Source organism: Pseudomonas sp. IT-196MI5 (genome assembly GCF_949767415.1).
Taxonomy (GTDB): Bacteria; Pseudomonadota; Gammaproteobacteria; order Pseudomonadales; family Pseudomonadaceae; genus Aquipseudomonas.
In genome coordinates this window covers 54,162-74,874 of the sequence record NZ_CATKPZ010000004.1, presented here as the reverse complement: position 1 = coordinate 74,874, position 20,713 = coordinate 54,162, and the positions used below count along the sequence as shown (strand labels likewise).

Below are 20,713 nucleotides of genomic sequence, written 5' to 3'. Positions count from 1 at the left end.
CCAGTATCCTTAGCAGCTTTTCACAATCATCAAAACTGAATGATGAATGTCTTTCCCGCCTTGGTGGCAGGTCTTCGAACCTCAAGGACGTGACCGGAAAGCTAATGGCGTTGGGACAAGCCATAGGCGGTTCGAGCATGAGTGATGAAATAATCAAAGGTGAGATGGCTGGCTACGTTTTTGAGAACGTGGAAACCGCTACTTGTGCGGTGCTGATTTCAGCAGCAGATGCCCCTTGCGATGCAAGCCAGAGCAGCCTGCGAGCAAATTCAGTTTGGCCTTAATGTGCAGCGAACGATGAATGCCGCTCAGTGACTGTACTAGCCCCCATAGATGTTTGCCCTCGGCAGAGTGCCCCCACTTTCCTGAGCTATTTACTGGCTGCTGCTTGCTTTGGATCTTTCAAAGTCTCTTCGCCTAACGCCAGCATCACGCTAAGTAAAGTGAGACTGAATACCATGAAAAGCGTACGAATTACATGCTCAGCGCTCAATGAGTCCGGTTCGACCCAGTGCCACACCATTAAAAATCCCAGTATCGCCCCTAGACCCGTTCTGCCTGCTGTCAAAAAACTTCCACCAATGTCACCTAAAAAAAGATGCACAGCGTCGAGCCAACGCTGATACCGAGCGGACATGAACCTCCACTTGTATTTAACAATTGCAGCCACCGCGAATGCTAAACATAGCCACGCGTAGTAGCCCATCAAAAAAGGTGCGGCGAGTAAAAGGTCCAGCATTGCCTTGAACTGTGCTGACGACTCTGAATTTAACAGAACTGGCACTCCTCCCAATGCGAAGGCGAGTGCCAGCTCCCGGGATACCCTCGCAACAACGGGCAATTTTGGACGTGTTTTTTTAACCTTGAACATGTCAATCCTCATCGTGCGTACTCGTTGGATCTGCGCTGGCTTTGCTCGGAGCAACAACGATTAATGAAGACAACTCAGCTTTTTCCCGCGACGATGACGACCCCAATCCGGTCTGCTAGATCTAGCACCGAGTCAAACACAGTCGAGTCTTCGATCAAGCTGCGCGACGCCCCTTGCGAATGGAGCGCACCGCCTGGAATCCGGTCACCGAAGAGCACCACCGCGCGTGCCGAATCATCCTGTCGCGACACCCAAGACAGCCCTTGTACATCCGGGTATTGACGGTGAATCGCCTCAGCCCATTTGCGCGTTGCGGGGTATTGATCTTTCTCAGTGTCGATCAATTGCTTGCGAGTGACGCCCAATTTACGCAGGGGGACACTGGACAGATCAACCAGGTGCAGCGGCTGGCTAACCTGGACAGCTGAATGCACCTGCCCAACCAGCTTGCCTTTGTCGAAACTCTTGAAGCCAGCGGTGTGGGGTACGTCGTGAAAGACGGTCTCCATCAAGGCGCACTCAACTGTCGTGCCACCATACAAGGTAGGAATCGCCCGCCCCTGATCATCCTGAATGGGGCTGAAGCGTGCATTGCCATGCACGCCGGGATTGAATTGATCCGGCTGATATTTTTCCTGATGCACACGATGGAGAACGTCGCCCTTGGCAAGCACCGTGAGAGTCACGTGCAGCGTAGCCGCAGGCACCGGGGTGACGGACTCCGCCAAATCCGTGGCAGGTGTCGCCACACCCTCGCTGGACTCGGTACGCTGTTTAGCCATGGACAATGCCCTGGATCTCATCCAGTGCGGCAGCAATCACCCGATCAGGCGCCGATGCCAGCAGGTCCTGGGGCCTTTTACCACCCAGAAAACTGTTATCTGACCGGAACCAGTAAGCCAGACCCCAGCCGTCCTTGTGGCCACCGAAAGCCTCAATGACTTTGGCTAGTGCCTTGAACGGCCGATAGCCCGCGTCCGGATCCAAGCCGTAACCAGGGAAATAGTCGACCCCTCCGTGATTGATGGCAAAGATCTGCCCCTGCTTTTTCCATTTGTTGGGCTGGGCACTCGGGTTACGGGTACTCAACTGGGCCACCTGCGCAATATCTGCTGCGGTCAACCAATCACCGCTCTCCAACACTGCTTTGCGGGCTTGTACCAGCATCGCCGCTTCCTTGAGCAGGCGAGGTGAAGGCGGCTTGCGCGTCACAAACACCTCGGCCAGACGCTCCAGCGCCTTCGGGTCCTGGCGCTCCTGCAGCACCTCATACATCGAGGAGGCCACATGGGCAAAGTTTTCCGCCAACGCTTCAAATACGCCGAGCTTGATACGATCGAAAGACACGACCAGCACTCGATCCGCATGCGAGCGGCTCAAGCTAGCCCGAGCCTCCTTAGGTGTACCTACCAAGGTTGAGACGCCCGATTGCTCTGTAACGCTCATGGAAAATTTCCTCACCGGTTATCTACATTATCCAATCTTAGCATATCCTTGATAACTCTAGCGCTGACCTAACCCCCATTCATCATGGATGCATAGATAGGTTTGAGCAGAGCACGCCGTGCCGTTGATTAGCTCGATGACTCGGGAGCAAGAAGCTTCGCGGGGATCGATACCCTTCGCGTCCAGCTCGTATGCCGACGGATCCTCGATCAAGTTGCATAACGCCTCCCTATGAAACGAGCACCCCCTTAGAAGCGTTCTCTCAACGCAACTTTTCGTAGCAGCGCACTGGCAAATGGGCGCATTGAGCAATACCCTGCCCGTACCGACCCAACGTTACGAGCTGAAACATGTCAGGGATTGCCATATTTGAAAGCCCACGTTGGCTACGAGATCTTCTCCGCTTCTTGCCGCTGAAGAGCCAATTCGTCCTATCAGGCAACATTCGCGACCTGCAGGCTAGTGAAGTGGCGCCCGGCACAGTGACTGCGCAGAGCTTCAACCAAACCCTCTGTAATGCCCTGCTCGATGCCGGCTACACCCAGGTCATCGCCTGGGATCCCGTGTCCGGTTTCCGGGCAATCGATAAACCCGGCTCCGCCCCTGAAGCTGGCCAGACGTTGCTTCAGGAACTTGGCCTGACTCCGGTAAATGGCGCAGCCCCCGCAGGTATCGATCTGCTGGGCGCCACCTTGCCACGGCTGGTGGGTCGTGCTGGCGAACCTATCGCGCTGATCATCGATTTCGCCTCACGCCTGGTGGTTCGCAACGACTCCCTCAGCGCGGCTGAACATCAGCTCTTCACCCAGGCCCTGGTGCAATCCCATCAGGCTCGCAGCCGTCCGGCCACACAGCTGCGTAAACCGTTCTTCAATACCCTGCTATGGCTGGTGGAAAAAGAAGGTGATTTGCCCGACTGGTTGCTGGTCGACAACCCGCGCCTGCGCCACATTCCCGTGTCCAAACCCGATCAATTGTCCCGCCGTGCATTGGCACCGGCCTTGCTCAAAGGGCTCAGTGGCAGCCAGGGCGCAAGCGAAGTGGTCATGCGTCAGGCTGTGGAAGCCTTAGTTCAGAACACCGAGGGATTGCTACTGCTCGATCTCAGTGCCATTGCGCAACTGGCGCGGGTCGAGGGTGTAGCCATGGAGCAGATTGCCGATGCGGTGCGCCGCTATAAGATCGGTGTCACCGAGGACCCGTGGCTGAAGATCGACCGTCAGCGTATCCGGCATGCGGATGTGCTCGTCCACCAGCGAGTCAAAGGCCAGGAGCATGCGGTGACGCACATGCTCGACATCGTCAAGCGTGCGATGACAGGCGTTGGCGCCAGTCGCAAGGGCAACCGTCCACGGGGCGTAGCCTTTCTCGCGGGGCCGACCGGCGTGGGCAAGACCGAACTCGCCAAAACGATTACCAGCCTGCTGTTCGGCGACGAAAGTGCATATATCCGCTTCGACATGTCGGAATTCAGCGCCGAACATGCCGATCAACGCCTTATCGGCGCACCGCCCGGCTACGTTGGCTATGACGTCGGCGGTGAACTGACCAATGCTATCCGCGAGAAGCCGTTCAGCGTGGTGTTATTCGATGAAATCGAAAAAGCTCACCCAAGGATTCTCGACAAGTTCCTGCAGATCCTCGACGACGGAGTGCTGACTTCAGGCCGCGGTGATCGGGTGTACTTTTCGGAGGCCCTGATCGTGTTCACTTCCAACCTGGGGATCTATCGCCAGGGTGACAATGGCGAACGCGTTGCCAACGTCCTGCCGGGCGAAGCCTTCGAGCAAGTCCAGGACAAGGTGCACAGCGAAATCGACCGATATTTCAAGCTGGTGCTCAACCGGCCGGAAATCCTCAATCGAATCGGCGAGAACATCATCGTCTTCGACTTCATTCGCGAAGGCGTTGCAGTGCAGATCTTCGAACAGATGGTCAACGCCACCTTCGACGACCTGCAGGGACAGAACCTGTTTATCGAATTGGCCCCCCAGGCACGCCAGACACTGCACAACCTCTGTCTGCAGGACCTGTCCAACGGTGGCCGGGGCATCCGCAACCAGTTAGAGGCACGCCTGCTCAATCCCCTGTCGCGGGCACTGTTCGATCAGGACGCGCAATCGGGCGAGCACTTCACGATCACCGAGTTGGACATTACCGGACTGAAGATGGAACGTCGCTGAACATGGACCTTAGTCTATCGCGCATGCATTTTCCGGTCACTACCCTCGGCCCGGGGCGGCGTATCGGTATCTGGTTCCAGGGCTGTAGCATCCGCTGTCCAGGCTGCATCTCTGCTGATACTTGGGGCCCCGGGCACCGACGCTTGTCGCTGGAACAACTGCTTGAACAGATAACCCCCTGGCTGCACGAGGCCGAAGGAATCACCATTTCCGGAGGGGAACCGTTCGACCAGTTCGACGCCCTGCGATCACTGCTCGAAGGCCTGCGTCGGCTCAGCAAGCTCGACATCCTGGTCTACAGTGGCTACTCCCTAGAGCAACTCGATGAGTCGTTGCTCCAGACCAAGGGCTTGATAGATGCCTTGATCAGCGACCCCTATATCGAAGCACTCAGTCAGACCATGGCTTTGCGCGGCAGTGACAATCAACGCCTGAGCCTGCTCACACCACTGGGCCGGGCACGCCTGGGTCATTACGAACGCCTGCTCGAACCCACCGACAAGGCGCTCGACCTGATGTTTGACGAAAGTGGCAGCGTCTGGATGGCCGGCATACCACGACGTGACGACCTATTGCGCTTACGTGATCTGCTGCATGAACAAGGCCATCATTTACAGATCAGCGCACACGCGTCGCGACGCCGCTGAGTGGAGTACACCCCATGATACGTTTCTGCCCCAACTGCAAAACCGAACGCGCCCTCGAGGAAATGTTCTGCGAAGGGCTCATTCAGGAACGCCCCTGCGGCTGGGACCTCGCTGGCGAACCCATTCATTCCGCCGGCTGGCGGCCGCAAGCAGTCGCCACTGAGGAAACCCTCCCGCCGGTCAGTACGACTCAGGGGAATGCTCCTGACCTGCTCTGCGAAAATGGGCACCCGATGGTCGATGGCGACCTGATGTGCCTTGAATGTGGCAGCTCACCTGCGCAAGCAACGTCCTACGACGCCCGGCCAGACGGCAGCGAACCAGAGGGTATCCCCCAACCCCTGATCGATGGTTGGCGCCTGATCCGCCAGATCAGCAGCACCGACGGTGTGCGAGAACGATACCTCGCCGAGCACGAGGAAGCCGCGCAACAGGCGGTCCTGACCCTGTATCGACCCGGCGCCGAACCGGACCCAGCGATCTATGATGTGATCCGCCGACTACCACGCGAGCACGTACCCGAAATCATTGCCACCGGCCGCTGGGATAACCGTGCCTACGAGGTCATTGAAGAACTCACCGGCGGGACCCTGGCAGACCTTGGCAGCGTGATCCGCGACAGCGACAGCGTGCACCATGTGGTCACCGAACTGGGCCTGGCGCTGCATGCTTTCAACGAGGCTGGCCTGCGCCATCGTGACCTGCGCCCAGCCAGCCTGCTGGTACGTTCCCGCGAACCGCTGGACCTGGTCATCAGCGGCTTCGGCTCGGCACGCCTATCCGAGTTCGACCTGGACATCGTGTCGCCACTGGAAACCAGCCGCTACATGGCACCCGAAGCCATCGCAGGCGGCGTTGCGGCTGCCTCGGACTGGTGGAGCCTGGGCATGATCCTGCTCGAGCAACTGACTCAGGGCGCCTGCTTCGACGGCATCAATGCCAATGCATTTCTTATTCACGTGCTGGCCAACGGAGTACCGATCCCCGACGACCTCGAGCCGCGTCTGAACCTTCTGCTGCGAGGTCTGCTGGCACGCGACCGTCATCAGCGCTGGCAATGGCCGCAGGTCGAAGCCTGGCTCAACGGTATTACGGTCGAGGCTCCGGCATCTTCCGTCCAGCAAACGGACGAAGGTGAAGGCGCCACCCTAATGCTGGGCGAGCGCCGCTTCCACAAGCCCGGCGTATTCGCCCTGGCGGCGGCCCAGGCGGATAACTGGCAACAGGCCCTGGACCATTTGCTGCGCGGTGTGATCGTGACGTGGGCCGAGCAGGTCGGGCTCGCCCCTTCCCTGGTCGCTGGCTTGCGTCAGGTCGTTCAGCACGAAGGGATTGAGGACGACTTCCGTCTAATGCTGGCACTGAGAATCCTCAATCCGGAAATCCCGTTGATTTATCGTGGCGACATCGTCACACCAGGATGGCTACTGGAGCACCCACTGGAAGGCTATCGCCTGATCAGCGGGTCGGTCCCGGACCTGCTTGAACAATTGCAGACCGACAACTGGCTGTCGCGTCTCAAGTCCCGCGCCGAAAACGTACGCCAGCGTGCCCTGCACCAACACATCGAGTTGGTCGAAGAGCAACTGCGGATATTCTTGCTATCGACCTCACGAGCCAAGCTGTCCACGCAATGGCAAGAGCGCCAACGCCTGCTTCCAGACACCGACCATCCGGGACTGACCTCACTGTCGGAGCGCCGGGTGATCGCCGAAGAAGATCTGATCGTGCTGCTTAGCGCAGCGATCAGTCAGTTCCGTTCGGCGGCCTCGATTGTAGAGGCTGCCGCCGAGCTGGCCAGGGCTGCCGATGTCGGTTGGTTCGACTGCGAAGCGGCGACCCAACTGCTGTTGCATTCGCGACTTGAGCTGTACCGCAGTGTCGATGAGCGCATCCAAGGCTTTGCCCGTTGTGGCGTGTCGGTAGTGGACGAGTGGGCCGAGCAGTTCCGTTTGGAGCGACGTATGCCGTTGGCCCAGGCGCTGGTGTTGCTGGCCATTCCGTCCAGTCATTGGCTGGAACCACAGAAACAGCAGTACGTCTCACAGATTCTCGACTTCTTCGAGAAGAAGGTGGTGACCGCAGTGATGCGCGGGCCACTGGTACGTATGAGCATCGGCAAGACCACCGCACGGATCGACATCAATGAACTGAACAGCGAGCGCAGTCCGGCCGCGGCGTTGCTCGATCACCTGCTGCAACGTAATGCTCGGGCAGTGAACCTCGACCCAGAGAGTTTTCAGCTCAACGGCCAACTGGAATCGCGCCTGCATGCCCTGTACCGGCAAAGCGCGCTGTACAAACGCGACACCGGCATCGACGGCCTGTACCTGGGCTTCCCCTTCCTGCTCAATCGCGACCCTCGCGGCACCACGCGTACGCGGATCATCCCGCTCCTGCTGTGGCCAGTGAAACTACTGCTGGAGCTGGGCTCCCGTGGTCACGCCGCCTTGGCGTTCGACAGTGAGCGCGAGGAAGTTCGGCTCAACCCCGCGCTGGATAGCGTGCTCGGCGCGGAAACCTGCAAACGCTGGCGCAAGACCGCCGATGAACTGCTGGGACGTTCGTCAATTCGCGCGACGGATGTGATGGACGCCTTCGGCATGCTCGCCTCCATTCGCTCACGCGCCCTTGACAACCTACCCGCCAGTACCGTGGAAATCGCGCCCTACCAGGACGAGCTGGATTGCGCGGCAGTGTTGTTTCACGTGACCTTCATGGGGCAAGCCATTGGTGAAGACCTACGCCAACTGAAAACCCTGTCGTCCGCCGGTACCGGCCTTGAAACGGCGTTGCGCCTCAAGACCGCCGACGAAACCGCGCATGAAGCACCGCCAGGCGAGCTGCAACGTTACTTCACCGTGGCCAGCGACCCCTCCCAGGAAGCGGCCGTGATCCAGGCCCGACAAAGCCCGGGGCTGCTGGTCGAGGGGCCGCCCGGAACCGGCAAGAGCCAGACCATCGTCAACATGGTCGCCGACGCCATCGGCCGCCAGCGCAGCTTGCTCATCGTCTGTCAGAAGCATGCGGCGCTGGAGGTAGTGTACAAACGCCTGGTTGCAGAAGGCCTCGGCCAACGCATCGTCATGGTCAATGACGTGAACCGAGACCGCGAGCCCGTCATACGCGGTATCCGCGAACAACTGGAAAGCCTGTTCACGAACGGCAGCCAGGCGCAGGGCTGGCAGCGCCAGCGTGAACAGGTCGCGGCCCGCATCGAGGCCCTGGAGGGTGAGCTCGACCGCTTCCACCAGAGCCTGCATCGACTGGATGAAAATACCGGCCTCAGTTATCGCAGGCTGCTCGGCGAGTTGATTGAATTGGAATCCGGCCCAGCCCCGCTCGAGTTTCCAGCCCTGCGCCAACGCCTGGCCTCCCTGGAACTCGCTAGCCTGACCCACTTGGAGGAAAGCTGCGCCCCTCTGATTCGCCTATGGTTGCCCGCACGCTACGAAGGCAGTCCATTGGCCCAGTTGCAGTCGTTCGCCGCCGACCGCGCGACTTTGCAGGCTTTCACCGAGAATCTGCACAATTTCACCCAAGCCGAACACAGCCGTCAGGCCACGCTGCAAGCACACCCTGCCAGCTTTGAAATCGACGACCCGGCGCCATACCGTAACTGGCTAGCGGCCCATGTCGCAGCTCTGCTCGACCTGAAGCAAGAGCAACGTCTGCGCCTTGCCCGATGGCTCCCGCTGTTCCGCAGCCGTGAAGCGGGCCAACCCCCACGGGGCGAGTCGATTCTCGGCGAACTGCAGCAACTGGATCAGCAACTTGGCCAACTGGATCAGGAACACTACGCCCCCGCCTTATCACAGGCCCTCTGCCTGCTCGAAAACAAGGCCCTCAGGCATCTGGACCAAGACTGCACCAAGGTCATGGCAGCCCGGTCCTGGTTGGCGAACATCAACCCGCTGCATCTGCTGCGGCGGAAGCGGCTGCGCAACTTCCTTCAGGGCCGGGGGGAAAGCCGTGTTATTGAAGCACTACCAACCCTACAGCTAGCCATCCGCCTTGAAAGCCAGTGGCGACCATTGCGCAGCGAGCTGAGTACCCTGCACCAGGCGTTGGAACTGGAAGCTGTGAGTCAGCAAGCCTGCCTGGAATTGATCAGCTTTGTGAAGAGCGATATCCGCCACCTGCTGGAAATCCAGGCACTTGCCATGGCGTTGGCGCAATCGCCTCGCGCCCGGCAGGCCGACGAGGCCGCCCTCGCTGGCGACAAACAACATCTCGAGGCGCTGCTCAGCGATCTCGATGCTTCGCTGATGCGTCATGGCGTTCGCCAATCCAGCCTCGAACAACTCAAGGTACTCGGCGACTGGCTGGGCGACGAACTGGCGCAACAACTGCAGCACGCCATTGTACACAATCTGAGCAATCAACTGTCTCTTGATCGGCTGCATGAAGCTCTGCCTTTCCTGGCCGCCTACCAGACCTTCCGCGGGCGCGCCGCTCAGTTGACAGCAGCCGACCTCCAACTGCTCGCATTGCTGCGCCAACGCCAGGGAGAGTTGGACAACATTGCGCCCGAGCAGCTTGAAGCCGCGGTGCGGCGCCTGCTTAACCGCGAAGCTCGACTGGGTTGGAAACACCGCGTCGAGCAAGCCAATCCCGAACTGCTGTTCAGCCAGGACGAAGCCCGCGCCAAAGTCGCCAGCCTCGCGCAAGCCGATGCGCAGATGCGGTTGCTCAATCGCGAGCTGCTGGCCAAAGCCATCAACCTTGATCACCTGGGTAATCGCAAACAATGGGAGGATGTTACTCGCCTGACTGGCAAACGCTCACGGCGCCTGCGCGAATTCATCGAGCTGGGCAGTCACTTAGGCCTGATGAGCCTACGCCCTGTGTGGTTGATGAACCCGGACGTCGCCAGCCGTGTGCTGCCGCTCAAGGCAGGCCTGTTCGATACTGTCATCTACGACGAAGCCTCACAGATGCCGGTTGAGTTCGCCCTGCCGACCCTGTTCCGCGGCCAGGTCACCGTCGTAAGCGGCGATGAGAAGCAAATGCCGCCGACGGCATTCTTTTCCAGTCGCATCGAAAGCGACGAAGCCGAAGTGTTCGACGGCGACGAACCTGATGAAGACGCCGATGAGGAGCAGCGCGAAGCGTTCGAAGACACTTGGAACCGTCGTGAGATCAAGGACTGCCCCGATCTGCTGCAACTGGCGCGCAACGTCCTGCCCAGCACCACATTGCAGATCCACTACCGTTCGGCTTACCGTGAACTGATCGGCTTTTCCAACGCCTCGTTCTATGGCAATCGCCTGAACGTTCCGGTCCGTCACCCGCAGGCGAGCATCCAGCGCATCAAGCCGTTGGAGCTGATCCAGGTTGGCGGGCTGTATCAGAACCAGAGTAATACCCAGGAAGCCGAACGGGTCGTCGAGTACTTGAGCCAATTGTGGCAGAACCCCTATGACCAGCGCCCCTCGGTGGGTGTCGTCACCTTCAACCGCAAACAGGCCGACCTCATCGAGGAGCACTTGGAGCAGCGTGCAGAGCAGGATGAACTGTTCCGCGCCGCCTACGCCCAGGAGCGCGAGCGCAGCGAAGACGGCGAGGACATGTCGGTGTTCGTCAAGAACGTGGAGAACGTGCAGGGGGATGAACGCGACATCATCGTCTTCTCCTCCACCTTCGGTCGAAACAGCCAGGGCACATTCCGCCGTAGCTTCGGCGTACTGGGGCAGACGGGGGGCGAACGACGCCTGAACGTGGCGGTGACCCGCGCCCGGCGCAAGGTGGTGATGATCACGTCGATGCCGATCGCCGATATCTCCGACATGCTCAACACACACCGCGCGCCCAACAGCCCGCGGGACTATCTGCAAGGCTATCTGGAATATGCTCGCGCGCTCTCCTCGGGCGAGTTCAGCAACAGCACCAAGTTGCTGGAGCGCCTGCAGACCGACCGCAGCTGTCAGCAACGTGACCAAGGTCAGCAACGTGATGGCTTTGTCAGGCTGGTCGGTGAATTCATTCATTCCCTGGGATGGCAGGCCGCTCCCGCGAGTGAAGGCGACGCTTTCGGTCTCGACTTCGCCATCGAGAATCCAGGCACGGGCCTGTACGCAATCGGCATCGAGTGCGATGCGCCTTGCCACAATCTGCTGGAACGTGCCCGCGCCCGGGAAATTTGGCGCCCGTCCGTGCTGCACCGCGCCATCCCGCATATCCATCGTGTGTCATCGCAAGCCTGGTATCACAGCGGCGACAGCGAACGCTTACGGCTGCGTGAAGCAATCGAACACGCCATGCAAGTCGAGCAGCCGCTGCAACCCAGCCCTACGTCAGTTGATACGGAAATCTGCCAATGAGTGGTCCCAAGGTCGTTCGCATTGTCACCCGCGAAGAAATCATCGCCATTTGTGAAGGCCACCTGCAACGCCTGGAGCGCGCCGTGGGTCGCTGGGAAACACAGGCCACAAGGCTTGGTGAGCTCAGTGAACAGGAGCGCTCCGCCTCCCTGGAGCGACACGCTCGCCTTCGCGCTCTGCTGGCAGAAGACCGATTGGCGGAACTGCAGAAGGCCGTACCAGTAGAGATCGAGCACCTGCGCCGTGACTTGGAGGACCGCGAAGAACGGGCGATCATTCGTGCCGCCGAGCGACGCCAACGCGACCGACGCGTTCAGGAAAACGCAGAAACCCTGCTTAGCGCTTTGCAAGCCAACCCCGAAAGCGCCGATCAGGCCTTGCTGGAGTCTCTCTCACAAATGGCCAGCGGTGCCAGTCGGGAAGATGCCGAACGTCTGCTGGCCGAGGGTTTCGCCCACTTGAGCGACGCAAACGAGGAGCCAACCCTGAGCGATGCCCAACGCGCCCTGGCGCAGCAACTCAAGGTCGACGAACCCGAGGTTTCCCTGCGCGAATGGATTGCGGCCCGGGAACCGGATGCAACGCGCGACGTACGGCTGCTACGCATTGACCGGCACATCATGGAGCTGCAACTGTTGCAAGACGCTGAACGTGCCGCGCCGTTCCTCCTGGTACTGGAAAGAGCTGAAACGGAAACCGATGCCAAGCGGCGCAACTTGCTGCTCGACAGCCTAGTACTCGACCTCGCCGCGTCCACCCGAAACTTCCGACGCCAACGCGAATGTCTCGAACAACTGCAGGATCTGGCCAGCGAAGCCAAAACCTACACAGGCATCGAACACGCGACCTTGCTCGATCAAGTTAGCGCTTGTACAACCGACACCGACCTCTCGGTAACCACCGGACTGATCGAGCAGTGTAAAACGCTTATCGCTTCCCACTTACAGGACCAGGCCGCCCTCTCCCGCCGCGAAGCCGTGCTCGGCGGCTTGGCCAGCCTCGGCTACGAAGTGCGCGAAGGCATGGCGACTGCCTGGGCAGAAACCGGCAAGGTCGTGCTGCGCAAGGCCGCTACCCCCGGCTACGGAGTGGAAGTGGGTGGCAAAGCCGATAATGGCCGTCTGCAGGTCCGCGCCATAGCCCTCAGCAGTGATCGCGACAAGGCGCGAGATCGCGACATTGAAACCATCTGGTGCGGCGAATTCCAACGGCTGCAAGCCTTATTGAAAGACAAGGGCAGCGAGTTACTCATCGAGCGTGCGCTTTCGGTAGGTGAGGTTCCACTCAAAGAAACGAACGTCTCCGAGCCGGGCGTAGAAACAATCGCTGGTCAGCAAAAGACACTTCATAAATGAACCGCTAACTCCATCCCACCGAAAGCTATTGCTAACATGTTCTGCCGCCTGGAACTCAGAACCGCGACGAGCTTGCATCGGGTAATGTAGCCACTACCTTAAGGCCCAATCCAGCGTCAGGTGTAGAAGACAAGCTGGTCTAGCGTCAGGATCACCTGGAGCGCCTTGACCATCGTGTAGATCGAGCTGCCAGCATCTCCGTGCCCTACGAGATGCCTGGAAACAGCCCCTTCTTACCTGCAATCGTCCCGGGCAACGGATGGGGACTTCCGGCCCCGTCGTCTTGCACGTCTGACGTCATCGCAGGCTCTCGCTCATTTGATTCATCGTTCAAATGCACCTTGGTCACCATGTCCCCCAGAGAAATTATTAATGATCCCTAATTCCGAATAATTCGTGACTCGCGACCCCAGGCCCGACATTCACGCCCGCTCCTCTTCGATCGACGAACCAGTGAATTGCCACTGGTTTCGTAGAAACCTCCAAGCCCAGCAAACCAACTACGCGGATCAAATGTTTGGTCGACCACAGCCGATCGGAGTCACTGCTCTCGAGCGAGAGCGGATTAGATTGTCCTTGATGAGCCCTGCACCCTCCCTCCAGATACAATGAGGAGTTACACCGAAAGCCAGCCGCTGCCATACTGGAGTCCGTGAGAAATCGCCGCTCGCGAGCGCTCTCGCACCCTGTGTAACTGGGGGCAAAACTGGGGGCATCATTAGTTTTTTATGACCTGAAACTACCGTCCTAGAGCCAAGTAAAGATGTTCTTTGGGGACCCTGAGAGTCTCTAGGCGTCGTCGGGCAGGCTGTTCAGCTGATCATTTCTGCCTTTTCATAGACTATGGAGATCCATCCACTTCCAGTGGATTGCTACACTCGGGGGCATATCTGAGGGCATGCCTTGGATGGTTTGAAAAGGATGCCCCCAGCCTGAGGTCCAACAGTCCCCCTCTCAAAAACTCACCCGCTGCTGTTCCCAAACACCGCGGAATGAAGATAGCTTTTTCGATATGCAAGCGGCCGGCGTGAGCAAGCTTCGTTACTCCAGCTTCTTTAGCAACGGCGTAGATCAGCGCTTCAGCCTCGTGTCCCTTGGCCGCCATCTCACCCACAAGCGTGGACAGCTCCTGCAGGCAGATCTCTGCCAAGCTGCGCATGGAGTCATCGTTACCCGGACGCCGAATTTAGCCGCAGAATCTAACTCAAGGTTGGACGGCCAGAAGAACGGCACAGCGCAAAATGAGTACCACCTATATTTACCATCGAGCCAAAGACATTTTGTTTGCCCATGAAGCAACCGTTTGGCTTTCAGGAGGGGGTTAGCGCGAGAAGTCAAATTTGATCCTTCGATCAGACCGAGGCCCTCGAGTCGACGAATGATCGGTTGCAATTGCTGAGGGTTGAGTCCCGTAAGCTCCTCCCGATCTTCACCGACGACCGCTGCCCGCGTGAACGTGGTGTAGCCGAGCCACGTTCTGGTCGATGCGGCCTTGGACCGTGCGCAAAGTGTCTTGAGTAATAGCCCGTGGGTATAGATTCTCGGCGATGGTTGCAAACCGGCTCGCTACATCACAAATGCCGTCAATCACTCTTCCTGCAGCGTCCGGGGGCACCTCGGCTTCCTCGGCAAGTCGAAGCATTTGCGTGCGGGAAATCGACAGGGCTTCCCCCATCACATCCATCTGGTGATACCCACTTGGCCCCTCGCAGAAGGTCACGTCGTAAGCCGGCGACAGTCTCCACTGACCGTCTTGCGACATGATGTAGGCAAAGTTCTTGGGATGATCATCTCTGTTGTTGAACGCAACATTGAAGACGGCACGTTCGAAGGCCACCGCCATCCCTCGCACGTCGTTGGTACACATCCGTGTTGCCCGCAAGAAGTTGACGTAGTCCAACACCCCCGGAGACCGGTAATTTGCCCCCGTAAAGGCCGCGAGGCTTTGCATGGGTACACGCAGACCATCCCGGCGGTCAAATCGCTTACTGGCAAACGCTGCCAACCCATTAGGCAGACTGAAGTACTGCGTGTCAGGGGTCTCGATACCGCACATGCGCAGGCACTCGGCGTAGACCATTTCGATAGCGCACACCTCGGCATGTTCTTCTTTGGCCGGGAACTTAATCAACCATGCTTCAAAGCCCGGCGTGACGGCAGTGGTAAACCCGCCAGTTTCGGGATCGCGATAGACGAGGGCCTTAGGCCTTGCACCTTGAGGCGAGCCGCCCACCAGCAGCAACGTCTGCAGGAACTCGCCACCGTCTCCATGGAGCACTTCCTGCACTTCGGCGGCAAGCTGTTCCAGCGGGATGTGGACTTCAGATTCCTGACCTTCGGGTGCCACGGGCTCAAACGTCATGGCGCCCATCGCATTGCTACCGATGTAGGCCAGCCGTTCCAGTGAGCCGATGCGCGCCGTGGTGAGCCCGCGGCGCCTGAACATACGGTCCATCAGCAACATGCCCCACCCATCCGGCAACGAGTCGTAAACAGGCCCTGGCAAGTACAGTTGGTGGTCTGGAAAATCTCGGCGCAACTGAGCCCCCTCCAACGGCAGCCTGTAGGAGGACAGTTCCAAGCCCCTTTGCCTGGCTTCATTGCTGTACTCGAACACGATCAGCGGGCGACCGGTCAGGGCGGTCGTGGAGACCAGCGTGCCCCATTGCCATCGCTCACCCCAGCCCTCGTAGAAGACGTTCACCTGCTCAAGCATTGCCGGACTTCCTCTTTGTACGGAGACGATTGGCGCTGTTTTCGTAGCGCCGAATATCCTCGATGCTTTCCAGCTTTGGCAGGAACAGGCCTTCGAGTTCCTTGGTTCGGCCAAGGGCCATCGCCACCCGGACCACGTTCTCGAACCCGACATTGCGCCCGGCTTCAAGGTTGGACACGGTGTTGGTGCCGATGCCGGCACGCCCGGCCAAGTCGGCTTGTGTCATGTCCAGCGCCAAGCGCTCTGTGCGCAAGCGATCGCAGAGGCGCTTGACGACCTCACTCGGCTTGCTGAAGCTTAAATCCAACATAGTGTGTATCTAGCCCATTCCGTACCAGTTAATCCCCAATATTATAGAATTAACGCCAAGTCCTATCAAGTTACGTAACTCCCTGATTTTGTGCCTTATCGCTTTTTTTCTGGATTTAGCCACAGCTTACTGGACTTACCTATCATCAAACCCAAGGGAAGGCCGCCCCGGCGAGCTAATTCATGGGTTCGCACCTTAAGCGCGCATTCAGGCTCAGGCATGACGACACATGTCGCGGGTGAGTCATGACAAGTGTTGAAGCCCGTAAAAGCCTCGACACTTGTCACTGTTCAAACCTGGGTCATTCGAGGGCCGCGACGAAAACAGCCAATCGAAAACACCTTTCAGCCATCCAGATGCGGCTTCAGCATCGCCCAGGCTTCGTCGGTGATACGGTAGCTCTTGTCGGCCTGAAGCAGGATCACGCCCTCGTCGCACAGGCGTTTAAGCACTTCGCGCACACTGACAAATGTCATCCCGGCAGACAGCGACACCAGATAGGCATGCACCCCACGGACACCGACGGCACGCCCATCCAAAGTGGCGGCGACCAGCGCATTGAGGACCTTGAAGCGGATCAGACTCGCGCGCAGTCCATAGAAACGAAGCAATTCACGGATGTGTGCATTCGAGCTGCGATCGCATACGAACGCCAGCTGATTGGTCGCTGTCCGAAACGGTGAAGGTGCGCTTTCAGCCGCTGAGCCTGAGTTGTTCAACACGCGAATACTCCCTTTGCGAAATGTTCAGATGGGGTGGCTACGTCTGCCGTAGCAACCCTTCCCGTCTTCGTCAGAAGTCGACGGTGGCCGACAGCTGCAAGGTCCGCGGATAACCCGGGGAGAATGCGCCGTACGAAGCAACGCCCGACCAGTACTCACGATCAAACACGTTCTGCACGGTGGCGCGCAATGTCGTCGGCCGGCCTTCGATCCTGGTGGCATAACGCGCGCCGGCATCGAAGCGGGTCCAGGCGTCCAGCTCCTGCGTATTGGCCTGATTGACGAATTGGCGGTCGGTGTAAATGGCACCACCGGTCAGCGTGAAGCCTTCAAGCCATGGTGTATCCCATTCGGCCCAGAAGTTGGCTTGCACGTCCGGCACACCCACCGGTTTGTTGCCGCGGTTGGCTACTGTCGCCGAATCGGTCAACTCGCCGTCAAGCACAGTCACGCCCCCCATCAAGCGCGTGCCCGGCGCGACTTCGCCGAACAGGCTCAACTCGATGCCGCGGTTGCGTTGTTCAGCCTGCACCGAGAACACGTTGCCGGCGCCGATTTCACCACTTGGCTTCTCGATCTGGAACAACGCCAGCGTGGTCATGAACGTACCGAGCTCATATTTGACGCCGAGTTCATGCTGCTTCGATGTGTACGGGGCGAACGTCTCACCAGCGTTGGCCGCCGTGCCTGGTGCGATGTCTCCTTTGCTCAAGCCTTCAACATAATTGTAATAGAGCGAGACATCTTCCCAAGGCTTGACCACCACGCCGACCAGTGGAGTCGTGGCACTGTCGTGGTATTTCGAGCTGACCGAACCTGCGGCGTTGTAGTTGCGTGATTCGATGTCCTGGCGACGCACACCGAGGGTCAACTGAAATCGGTCATCGAGCATGGACAACGTGTCAGTCAACGCGACACCGGACAGATCCGATTCGGAAATACGCAGCACCTTCGGCGAGTTGATGAATTGCTTGGGCACATCGATCGGGTGGTAAATGTTCGAACGGATTTCGGTGCCGTTGTTGATCCCTCGGGACAGTTCATCCTGATACTGGGTCGCCATCAGCGTGGTCGTGTGGGTGATCGAACCTGTAGCGAACACGCCGCGGATGCCGACATCGGCCGTCGAACGATCGACATTGAATTTGTAGTAACCCGGAATGCTGCTGGTATCGCCGGCCTCATTGAGGATTCTCGGCACCTGGTCAGACATCCGCTTGACGTCCGATTTGCCGCCACCGGCATGGGCAAAAACGGTAACCGTGTCAGTCAGGTCATATTCGCCCCCCAGCAAGGCCGACTGTTCTTTGGTGTCCGACCAGCCCCAGTCTTGCGGCAGGTTGGTACGACCATTGGGCGCGGATGGGACATCAATACCAGGCGCGATAGTGAATGGCCTCGATGGTGCATTGAAGCTTTCTTTCTGACTGATGTAATCAAGGTTCAAGCGCAAGCGCTCGCCGCGATAATCAAGGGCGATGGCGCCGATGCCCAGGTCGCGGTGCTGATCATCAATGGCCGTGTCGCCACCCTGCAGGTTGCCGTTGAAGCGCACGCCAAACTGGTTTTCCGAACCGAAGCGACGACTGAGATCCAGATGACCTCCAACCTGGGAATCCGAGGCATAAGTGCCGGTGAAACGGGTCAGGTCTTCATCCAGCGGGCGCTTGGGAACGATGTTGATCACGCCACCGACGCCACTGTTGGGCGAGATGCCGTACATCAGCGCGCCCGGTCCCTTGAGCACTTCAACACGCTCGGCATACTCGGTAAACACCCGATAGTTCGGCGCTACGCCATACACGCCATCGAACGCCAGTTCGCCCAGATTGCCTTCACCGACCGGAAAGCCACGGATGAAAAACGAGTCGACGATGCCGCCCGTCTGACCGGTGGAACGCACCGAAGGATCACGTTCCAGTGCATCGGCCACGGTTACCGTTTGCAGGTCGGCCAAGGTCTTGGCGGTGTAGCTGGTCACGCTGAACGGGGTGTCCATCACGTCCTTGTTGCCCAGCATGCCCAGGCGGGCTCCGCGCGCAACCTGGCCACCGGCGAACGCTTCCGGCAATGAGGTCGCGCCGTTGTAACGGCCGTTGATGTTGGTGGTGCCGAGGGTCAGCGTATCCGTGCCGTCATCGGTCGGCGTCGCAGCCGAAATGTTCGAGGTCTTGTCGGCGGCAACGGCTTGTTGCTCAGGGCTGGCGGCCCAGGCGTTGGCGCTTCCTGCGACCAAAACAAAATTCAGCATGGCGGTACGAATGGCGAGTGTTAACACGCGCTCACCGCAAGGACGACTGACAACAGGCATGACGTGAGGATCCTATTCATCAAAAGAAAATGGTAATCACTCCTATTGCCAGTCGACCTGCGAAAAAGTATCACCCTCAGTAAAGTTTTTTTGCTTCTGTGCAGCCAAGGTCAGGCATACAGGTGCTCCAGCGGTATCGCGACCACTGGCAACGCGGGGTCAAACGCGTGCCGGGTGGTCTTGTACGCAAAGATCTCGCCGCGGGCGATGGTGGTGAAAATCCGCGCCACTTCGAACGCCTGCCCGGTCTGCCAATGCCGCACACACACCCGCGGATCGGTGTAATCGAGCTGGATGCACGGCACTCGCTTCAAGCCCAACTGCAACGCCGCGTTGAAGCGATGATTGCCGTCCATCACGATGCCTCGCGAGCGCTCGACGATGATCGGTTCCAGCCAATGCCCGGCCCGGATAATCGACTCGCGCAGCATCGTCACATTGGCCGGGTCGACCTGCTCCGATTGCAGCACTTCGCAAAGCGGCCGCAGCGCAATCTGATAACCGTGTTCCATGGTTGATCTCCTGATTCGCCGGGGATTCAGCAGGCATCTGCGCAGACAATCGGCACGTATTGGCTGGCCACATCGAGCAGGCGCTGGGCGTGTTCGATCAGCGGCAAGTCGACCATCTCGCCATCCACTTGCACCGCGTGGCTGCCCGTCGCAACCGCTCTCATCACCCGATCGGCCCATGCCAGTTGACGCGAATCCGGCAGGAAGGCGCGTTGCACTGTGGCCAGTTGGGATGGGTGGATGCACAACTTTGCGCCGAAGCCCAGCGATCGCGCGTAATGCGAGTCCTTGGCGACCACCGCCAAATCGCTGATCGCCGGGGTGACGCCGTCGATCGGCGACGGCAAATCCGCCGTGCGCGAAGCCAGCACGATACGGTTGCGGGCGAACAGAAATGCATCGGGAATCTGGCTGCAGTTGATGTCCAGGGAGAAATCCAACGAGCCGAACGCCAGTCGCGTCAGCCCCGCAATAGCGGCAATCGATTCGACCTGTTGCAGGCCTTTGGCAGTCTCGATGATGGCAACGATCTTCAGTTCCGGTTGCCACTCCAGCAGGCGCTCGACCACCCGCGTCAGCGCCTCGGGGCATTCGGCCTTGGGCAGGAAAATCCCGCTGCAACGCTCGGGGTAGCGCATGTCGCTGAGCCAGGTCAGGTCCTGGCGGAACAGCGAACTGCTCACGCTGTTCAGGCGGATGTAACGTTCGCAGGCGCCGCTCGGCGTAGCCTCTTGCCAGGCCCAAATGGCGGCGCGTGCGGCGGCTTTGCTGTCCGGATGAACGGCGTCTTCGAGATCGAGGATGATCGCGTCCGGCCCTGCTTCGACGGCTTTGGAAAACCGCTCGGGACGGTTGCCCGGCACGAACAGGTAGCTGATCGCGAGTGGGGTTTTGCTGCTGAGTCGATCGGATTGCATGGTGTTGCTCCTTGGCGTGAACCAGTCGTGATTTCTGAAAATTTTCAGGCCCCTTCAACGGCAGATTTGCATGCTGTTCCGGGGCTTCTCGCAACAGCCCTTAACGCCTTATTGTTCAAGGAATTAAGGGACTTTTTATCTCGGGGCGAACGAGTCCTTGAGCGTGTAAATACACGTTCATGCGTTCGCCTTGAGCAGGTCTTGATGCAAAAATATTTGAAAATCTTACTTGATAATCATTCTCGTTCGCAATATTGTTCACGCCGCCAAGAGGAACTATCCTCGCTTCAAAGCAAGTCATCAGTATCTCGGGAAGTACCTGTCAGTGATGTCATTTGAATGTCAGTTACGGGTATCTACAGGGGGTTGGCCCTCAACGAGTGGCCAATTAACACGTCCG

15 protein-coding genes and 1 pseudogene are annotated in these 20,713 nt (G+C 58.9%); 6 read left to right on the top strand and 10 right to left on the bottom strand.

The annotated features are described in order from the left end of the window. Window positions 1-32: 32 nt before the first annotated feature. Window positions 33-270, top strand: a pseudogene (locus tag ACM6IK_RS02875) (DUF892 family protein); the annotation flags it as partial. Between the two features lie 100 nt (window positions 271-370). Here the strand turns inward: ACM6IK_RS02875 and ACM6IK_RS02870 are convergent. From ACM6IK_RS02870 to ACM6IK_RS02860, 3 genes are all read right to left on the bottom strand, one after another. Next, window positions 371-871 carry a hypothetical protein gene (locus ACM6IK_RS02870; protein WP_414873065.1) on the bottom strand — a complete coding sequence of 167 codons (501 nt, stop codon included), beginning with the start codon at window positions 869-871 and terminating at the stop codon, window positions 371-373. A 74-nt stretch (window positions 872-945) separates the two neighbouring features. Then, window positions 946-1,653, bottom strand: coding sequence for an RES family NAD+ phosphorylase (locus ACM6IK_RS02865; RefSeq protein ID WP_414873064.1), 708 nt, complete (start codon window positions 1,651-1,653; stop codon window positions 946-948). Continuing rightward, window positions 1,646-2,317: a hypothetical protein gene (locus ACM6IK_RS02860; RefSeq protein WP_414873063.1), complete on the bottom strand. Its 672-nt coding sequence runs from the start codon at window positions 2,315-2,317 to the stop codon at window positions 1,646-1,648. The genes ACM6IK_RS02865 and ACM6IK_RS02860 overlap by 8 nt, the downstream gene beginning before the upstream one ends. A 350-nt stretch (window positions 2,318-2,667) precedes the next feature. Between ACM6IK_RS02860 and ACM6IK_RS02855 the strand changes: the two genes are divergently transcribed. From ACM6IK_RS02855 to ACM6IK_RS02840, 4 genes are read left to right on the top strand one after another with little or no spacing between them, the layout of a single operon-like run. Next, window positions 2,668-4,500 carry an AAA family ATPase gene (locus ACM6IK_RS02855; protein WP_414873062.1) on the top strand — a complete coding sequence of 611 codons (1,833 nt, stop codon included), beginning with the start codon at window positions 2,668-2,670 and terminating at the stop codon, window positions 4,498-4,500. Window positions 4,501-4,502: 2 nt separating this feature from the next. Beyond that, complete coding sequence (locus tag ACM6IK_RS02850; RefSeq protein WP_161548980.1) at window positions 4,503-5,147, top strand: 4Fe-4S single cluster domain-containing protein; 645 nt, start codon at window positions 4,503-4,505, stop codon at window positions 5,145-5,147. Between the two features lie 14 nt (window positions 5,148-5,161). Beyond that, on the top strand, window positions 5,162-11,470 hold the full coding sequence (locus tag ACM6IK_RS02845) for an AAA domain-containing protein (RefSeq protein ID WP_414873061.1): 6,309 nt from the start codon (window positions 5,162-5,164) through the stop codon (window positions 11,468-11,470). Next, entirely contained in the window at window positions 11,467-12,825 is a 1,359-nt protein-coding gene (locus ACM6IK_RS02840; protein ID WP_414873060.1) for a hypothetical protein, read from the top strand. The genes ACM6IK_RS02845 and ACM6IK_RS02840 overlap by 4 nt, the downstream gene beginning before the upstream one ends. An 841-nt stretch (window positions 12,826-13,666) precedes the next feature. On the opposite strand, the gene ACM6IK_RS02835 is transcribed toward ACM6IK_RS02840, so the two are convergent. The 7 genes from ACM6IK_RS02835 to ACM6IK_RS02805 all read right to left on the bottom strand — a co-directional run bounded on the left by ACM6IK_RS02835 (window position 13,667) and on the right by ACM6IK_RS02805 (window position 20,313). Continuing rightward, window positions 13,667-13,984, bottom strand: a complete 318-nt coding sequence (locus tag ACM6IK_RS02835) for a hypothetical protein (protein ID WP_414873059.1) — start codon at window positions 13,982-13,984, stop codon at window positions 13,667-13,669. A gap of 270 nt (window positions 13,985-14,254) precedes the next feature. Then, window positions 14,255-15,541, bottom strand: coding sequence for a type II toxin-antitoxin system HipA family toxin (locus ACM6IK_RS02830; RefSeq protein WP_414873058.1), 1,287 nt, complete (start codon window positions 15,539-15,541; stop codon window positions 14,255-14,257). Beyond that, complete coding sequence (locus ACM6IK_RS02825; protein ID WP_046043284.1) at window positions 15,534-15,851, bottom strand: helix-turn-helix domain-containing protein; 318 nt, start codon at window positions 15,849-15,851, stop codon at window positions 15,534-15,536. The genes ACM6IK_RS02830 and ACM6IK_RS02825 overlap by 8 nt, the downstream gene beginning before the upstream one ends. A 344-nt stretch (window positions 15,852-16,195) precedes the next feature. After that, a complete protein-coding gene (locus tag ACM6IK_RS02820) occupies window positions 16,196-16,573 on the bottom strand; it encodes a fe2+ zn2+ uptake regulation protein (protein ID WP_414873057.1) in 378 nt (125 codons plus the stop codon). A gap of 70 nt (window positions 16,574-16,643) precedes the next feature. Continuing rightward, window positions 16,644-18,884, bottom strand: a complete 2,241-nt coding sequence (locus ACM6IK_RS02815) for a TonB-dependent receptor (RefSeq protein WP_414873056.1) — start codon at window positions 18,882-18,884, stop codon at window positions 16,644-16,646. Window positions 18,885-18,994: 110 nt separating this feature from the next. Further along, window positions 18,995-19,396 carry a ParB N-terminal domain-containing protein gene (locus ACM6IK_RS02810; protein ID WP_414873055.1) on the bottom strand — a complete coding sequence of 134 codons (402 nt, stop codon included), beginning with the start codon at window positions 19,394-19,396 and terminating at the stop codon, window positions 18,995-18,997. Between the two features lie 26 nt (window positions 19,397-19,422). Next, window positions 19,423-20,313, bottom strand: coding sequence for an HpcH/HpaI aldolase/citrate lyase family protein (locus tag ACM6IK_RS02805; protein ID WP_414873054.1), 891 nt, complete (start codon window positions 20,311-20,313; stop codon window positions 19,423-19,425). A gap of 27 nt (window positions 20,314-20,340) precedes the next feature. Here ACM6IK_RS02805 and ACM6IK_RS02800 point away from each other — a divergent pair, with 27 nt between their 5' ends. After that, window positions 20,341-20,652, top strand: a complete 312-nt coding sequence (locus ACM6IK_RS02800; protein WP_414873053.1) for a hypothetical protein — start codon at window positions 20,341-20,343, stop codon at window positions 20,650-20,652. The last annotated feature ends 61 nt before the right edge of the window (window positions 20,653-20,713 follow it).

Bases quoted from the DNA above. Each gene is read 5' to 3' on its own strand.
- ACM6IK_RS02870 (WP_414873065.1), bottom strand. From the start codon at position 871: ATGTTCAAGGTTAAAAAAACACGTCCAAAATTGCCCGTTGTTGCGAGG.
- ACM6IK_RS02865 (WP_414873064.1), bottom strand. From the start codon at position 1,653: ATGGCTAAACAGCGTACCGAGTCCAGCGAGGGTGTGGCGACACCTGCC.
- ACM6IK_RS02860 (WP_414873063.1), bottom strand. From the start codon at position 2,317: ATGAGCGTTACAGAGCAATCGGGCGTCTCAACCTTGGTAGGTACACCT.
- ACM6IK_RS02855 (WP_414873062.1), top strand. From the start codon at position 2,668: ATGTCAGGGATTGCCATATTTGAAAGCCCACGTTGGCTACGAGATCTT.
- ACM6IK_RS02850 (WP_161548980.1), top strand. From the start codon at position 4,503: ATGGACCTTAGTCTATCGCGCATGCATTTTCCGGTCACTACCCTCGGC.
- ACM6IK_RS02845 (WP_414873061.1), top strand. From the start codon at position 5,162: ATGATACGTTTCTGCCCCAACTGCAAAACCGAACGCGCCCTCGAGGAA.
- ACM6IK_RS02840 (WP_414873060.1), top strand. From the start codon at position 11,467: ATGAGTGGTCCCAAGGTCGTTCGCATTGTCACCCGCGAAGAAATCATC.
- ACM6IK_RS02835 (WP_414873059.1), bottom strand. From the start codon at position 13,984: ATGCGCAGCTTGGCAGAGATCTGCCTGCAGGAGCTGTCCACGCTTGTG.
- ACM6IK_RS02830 (WP_414873058.1), bottom strand. From the start codon at position 15,541: ATGCTTGAGCAGGTGAACGTCTTCTACGAGGGCTGGGGTGAGCGATGG.
- ACM6IK_RS02825 (WP_046043284.1), bottom strand. From the start codon at position 15,851: ATGTTGGATTTAAGCTTCAGCAAGCCGAGTGAGGTCGTCAAGCGCCTC.
- ACM6IK_RS02815 (WP_414873056.1), bottom strand. From the start codon at position 18,884: ATGCCTGTTGTCAGTCGTCCTTGCGGTGAGCGCGTGTTAACACTCGCC.
- ACM6IK_RS02810 (WP_414873055.1), bottom strand. From the start codon at position 19,396: ATGGAACACGGTTATCAGATTGCGCTGCGGCCGCTTTGCGAAGTGCTG.
- ACM6IK_RS02805 (WP_414873054.1), bottom strand. From the start codon at position 20,313: ATGCAATCCGATCGACTCAGCAGCAAAACCCCACTCGCGATCAGCTAC.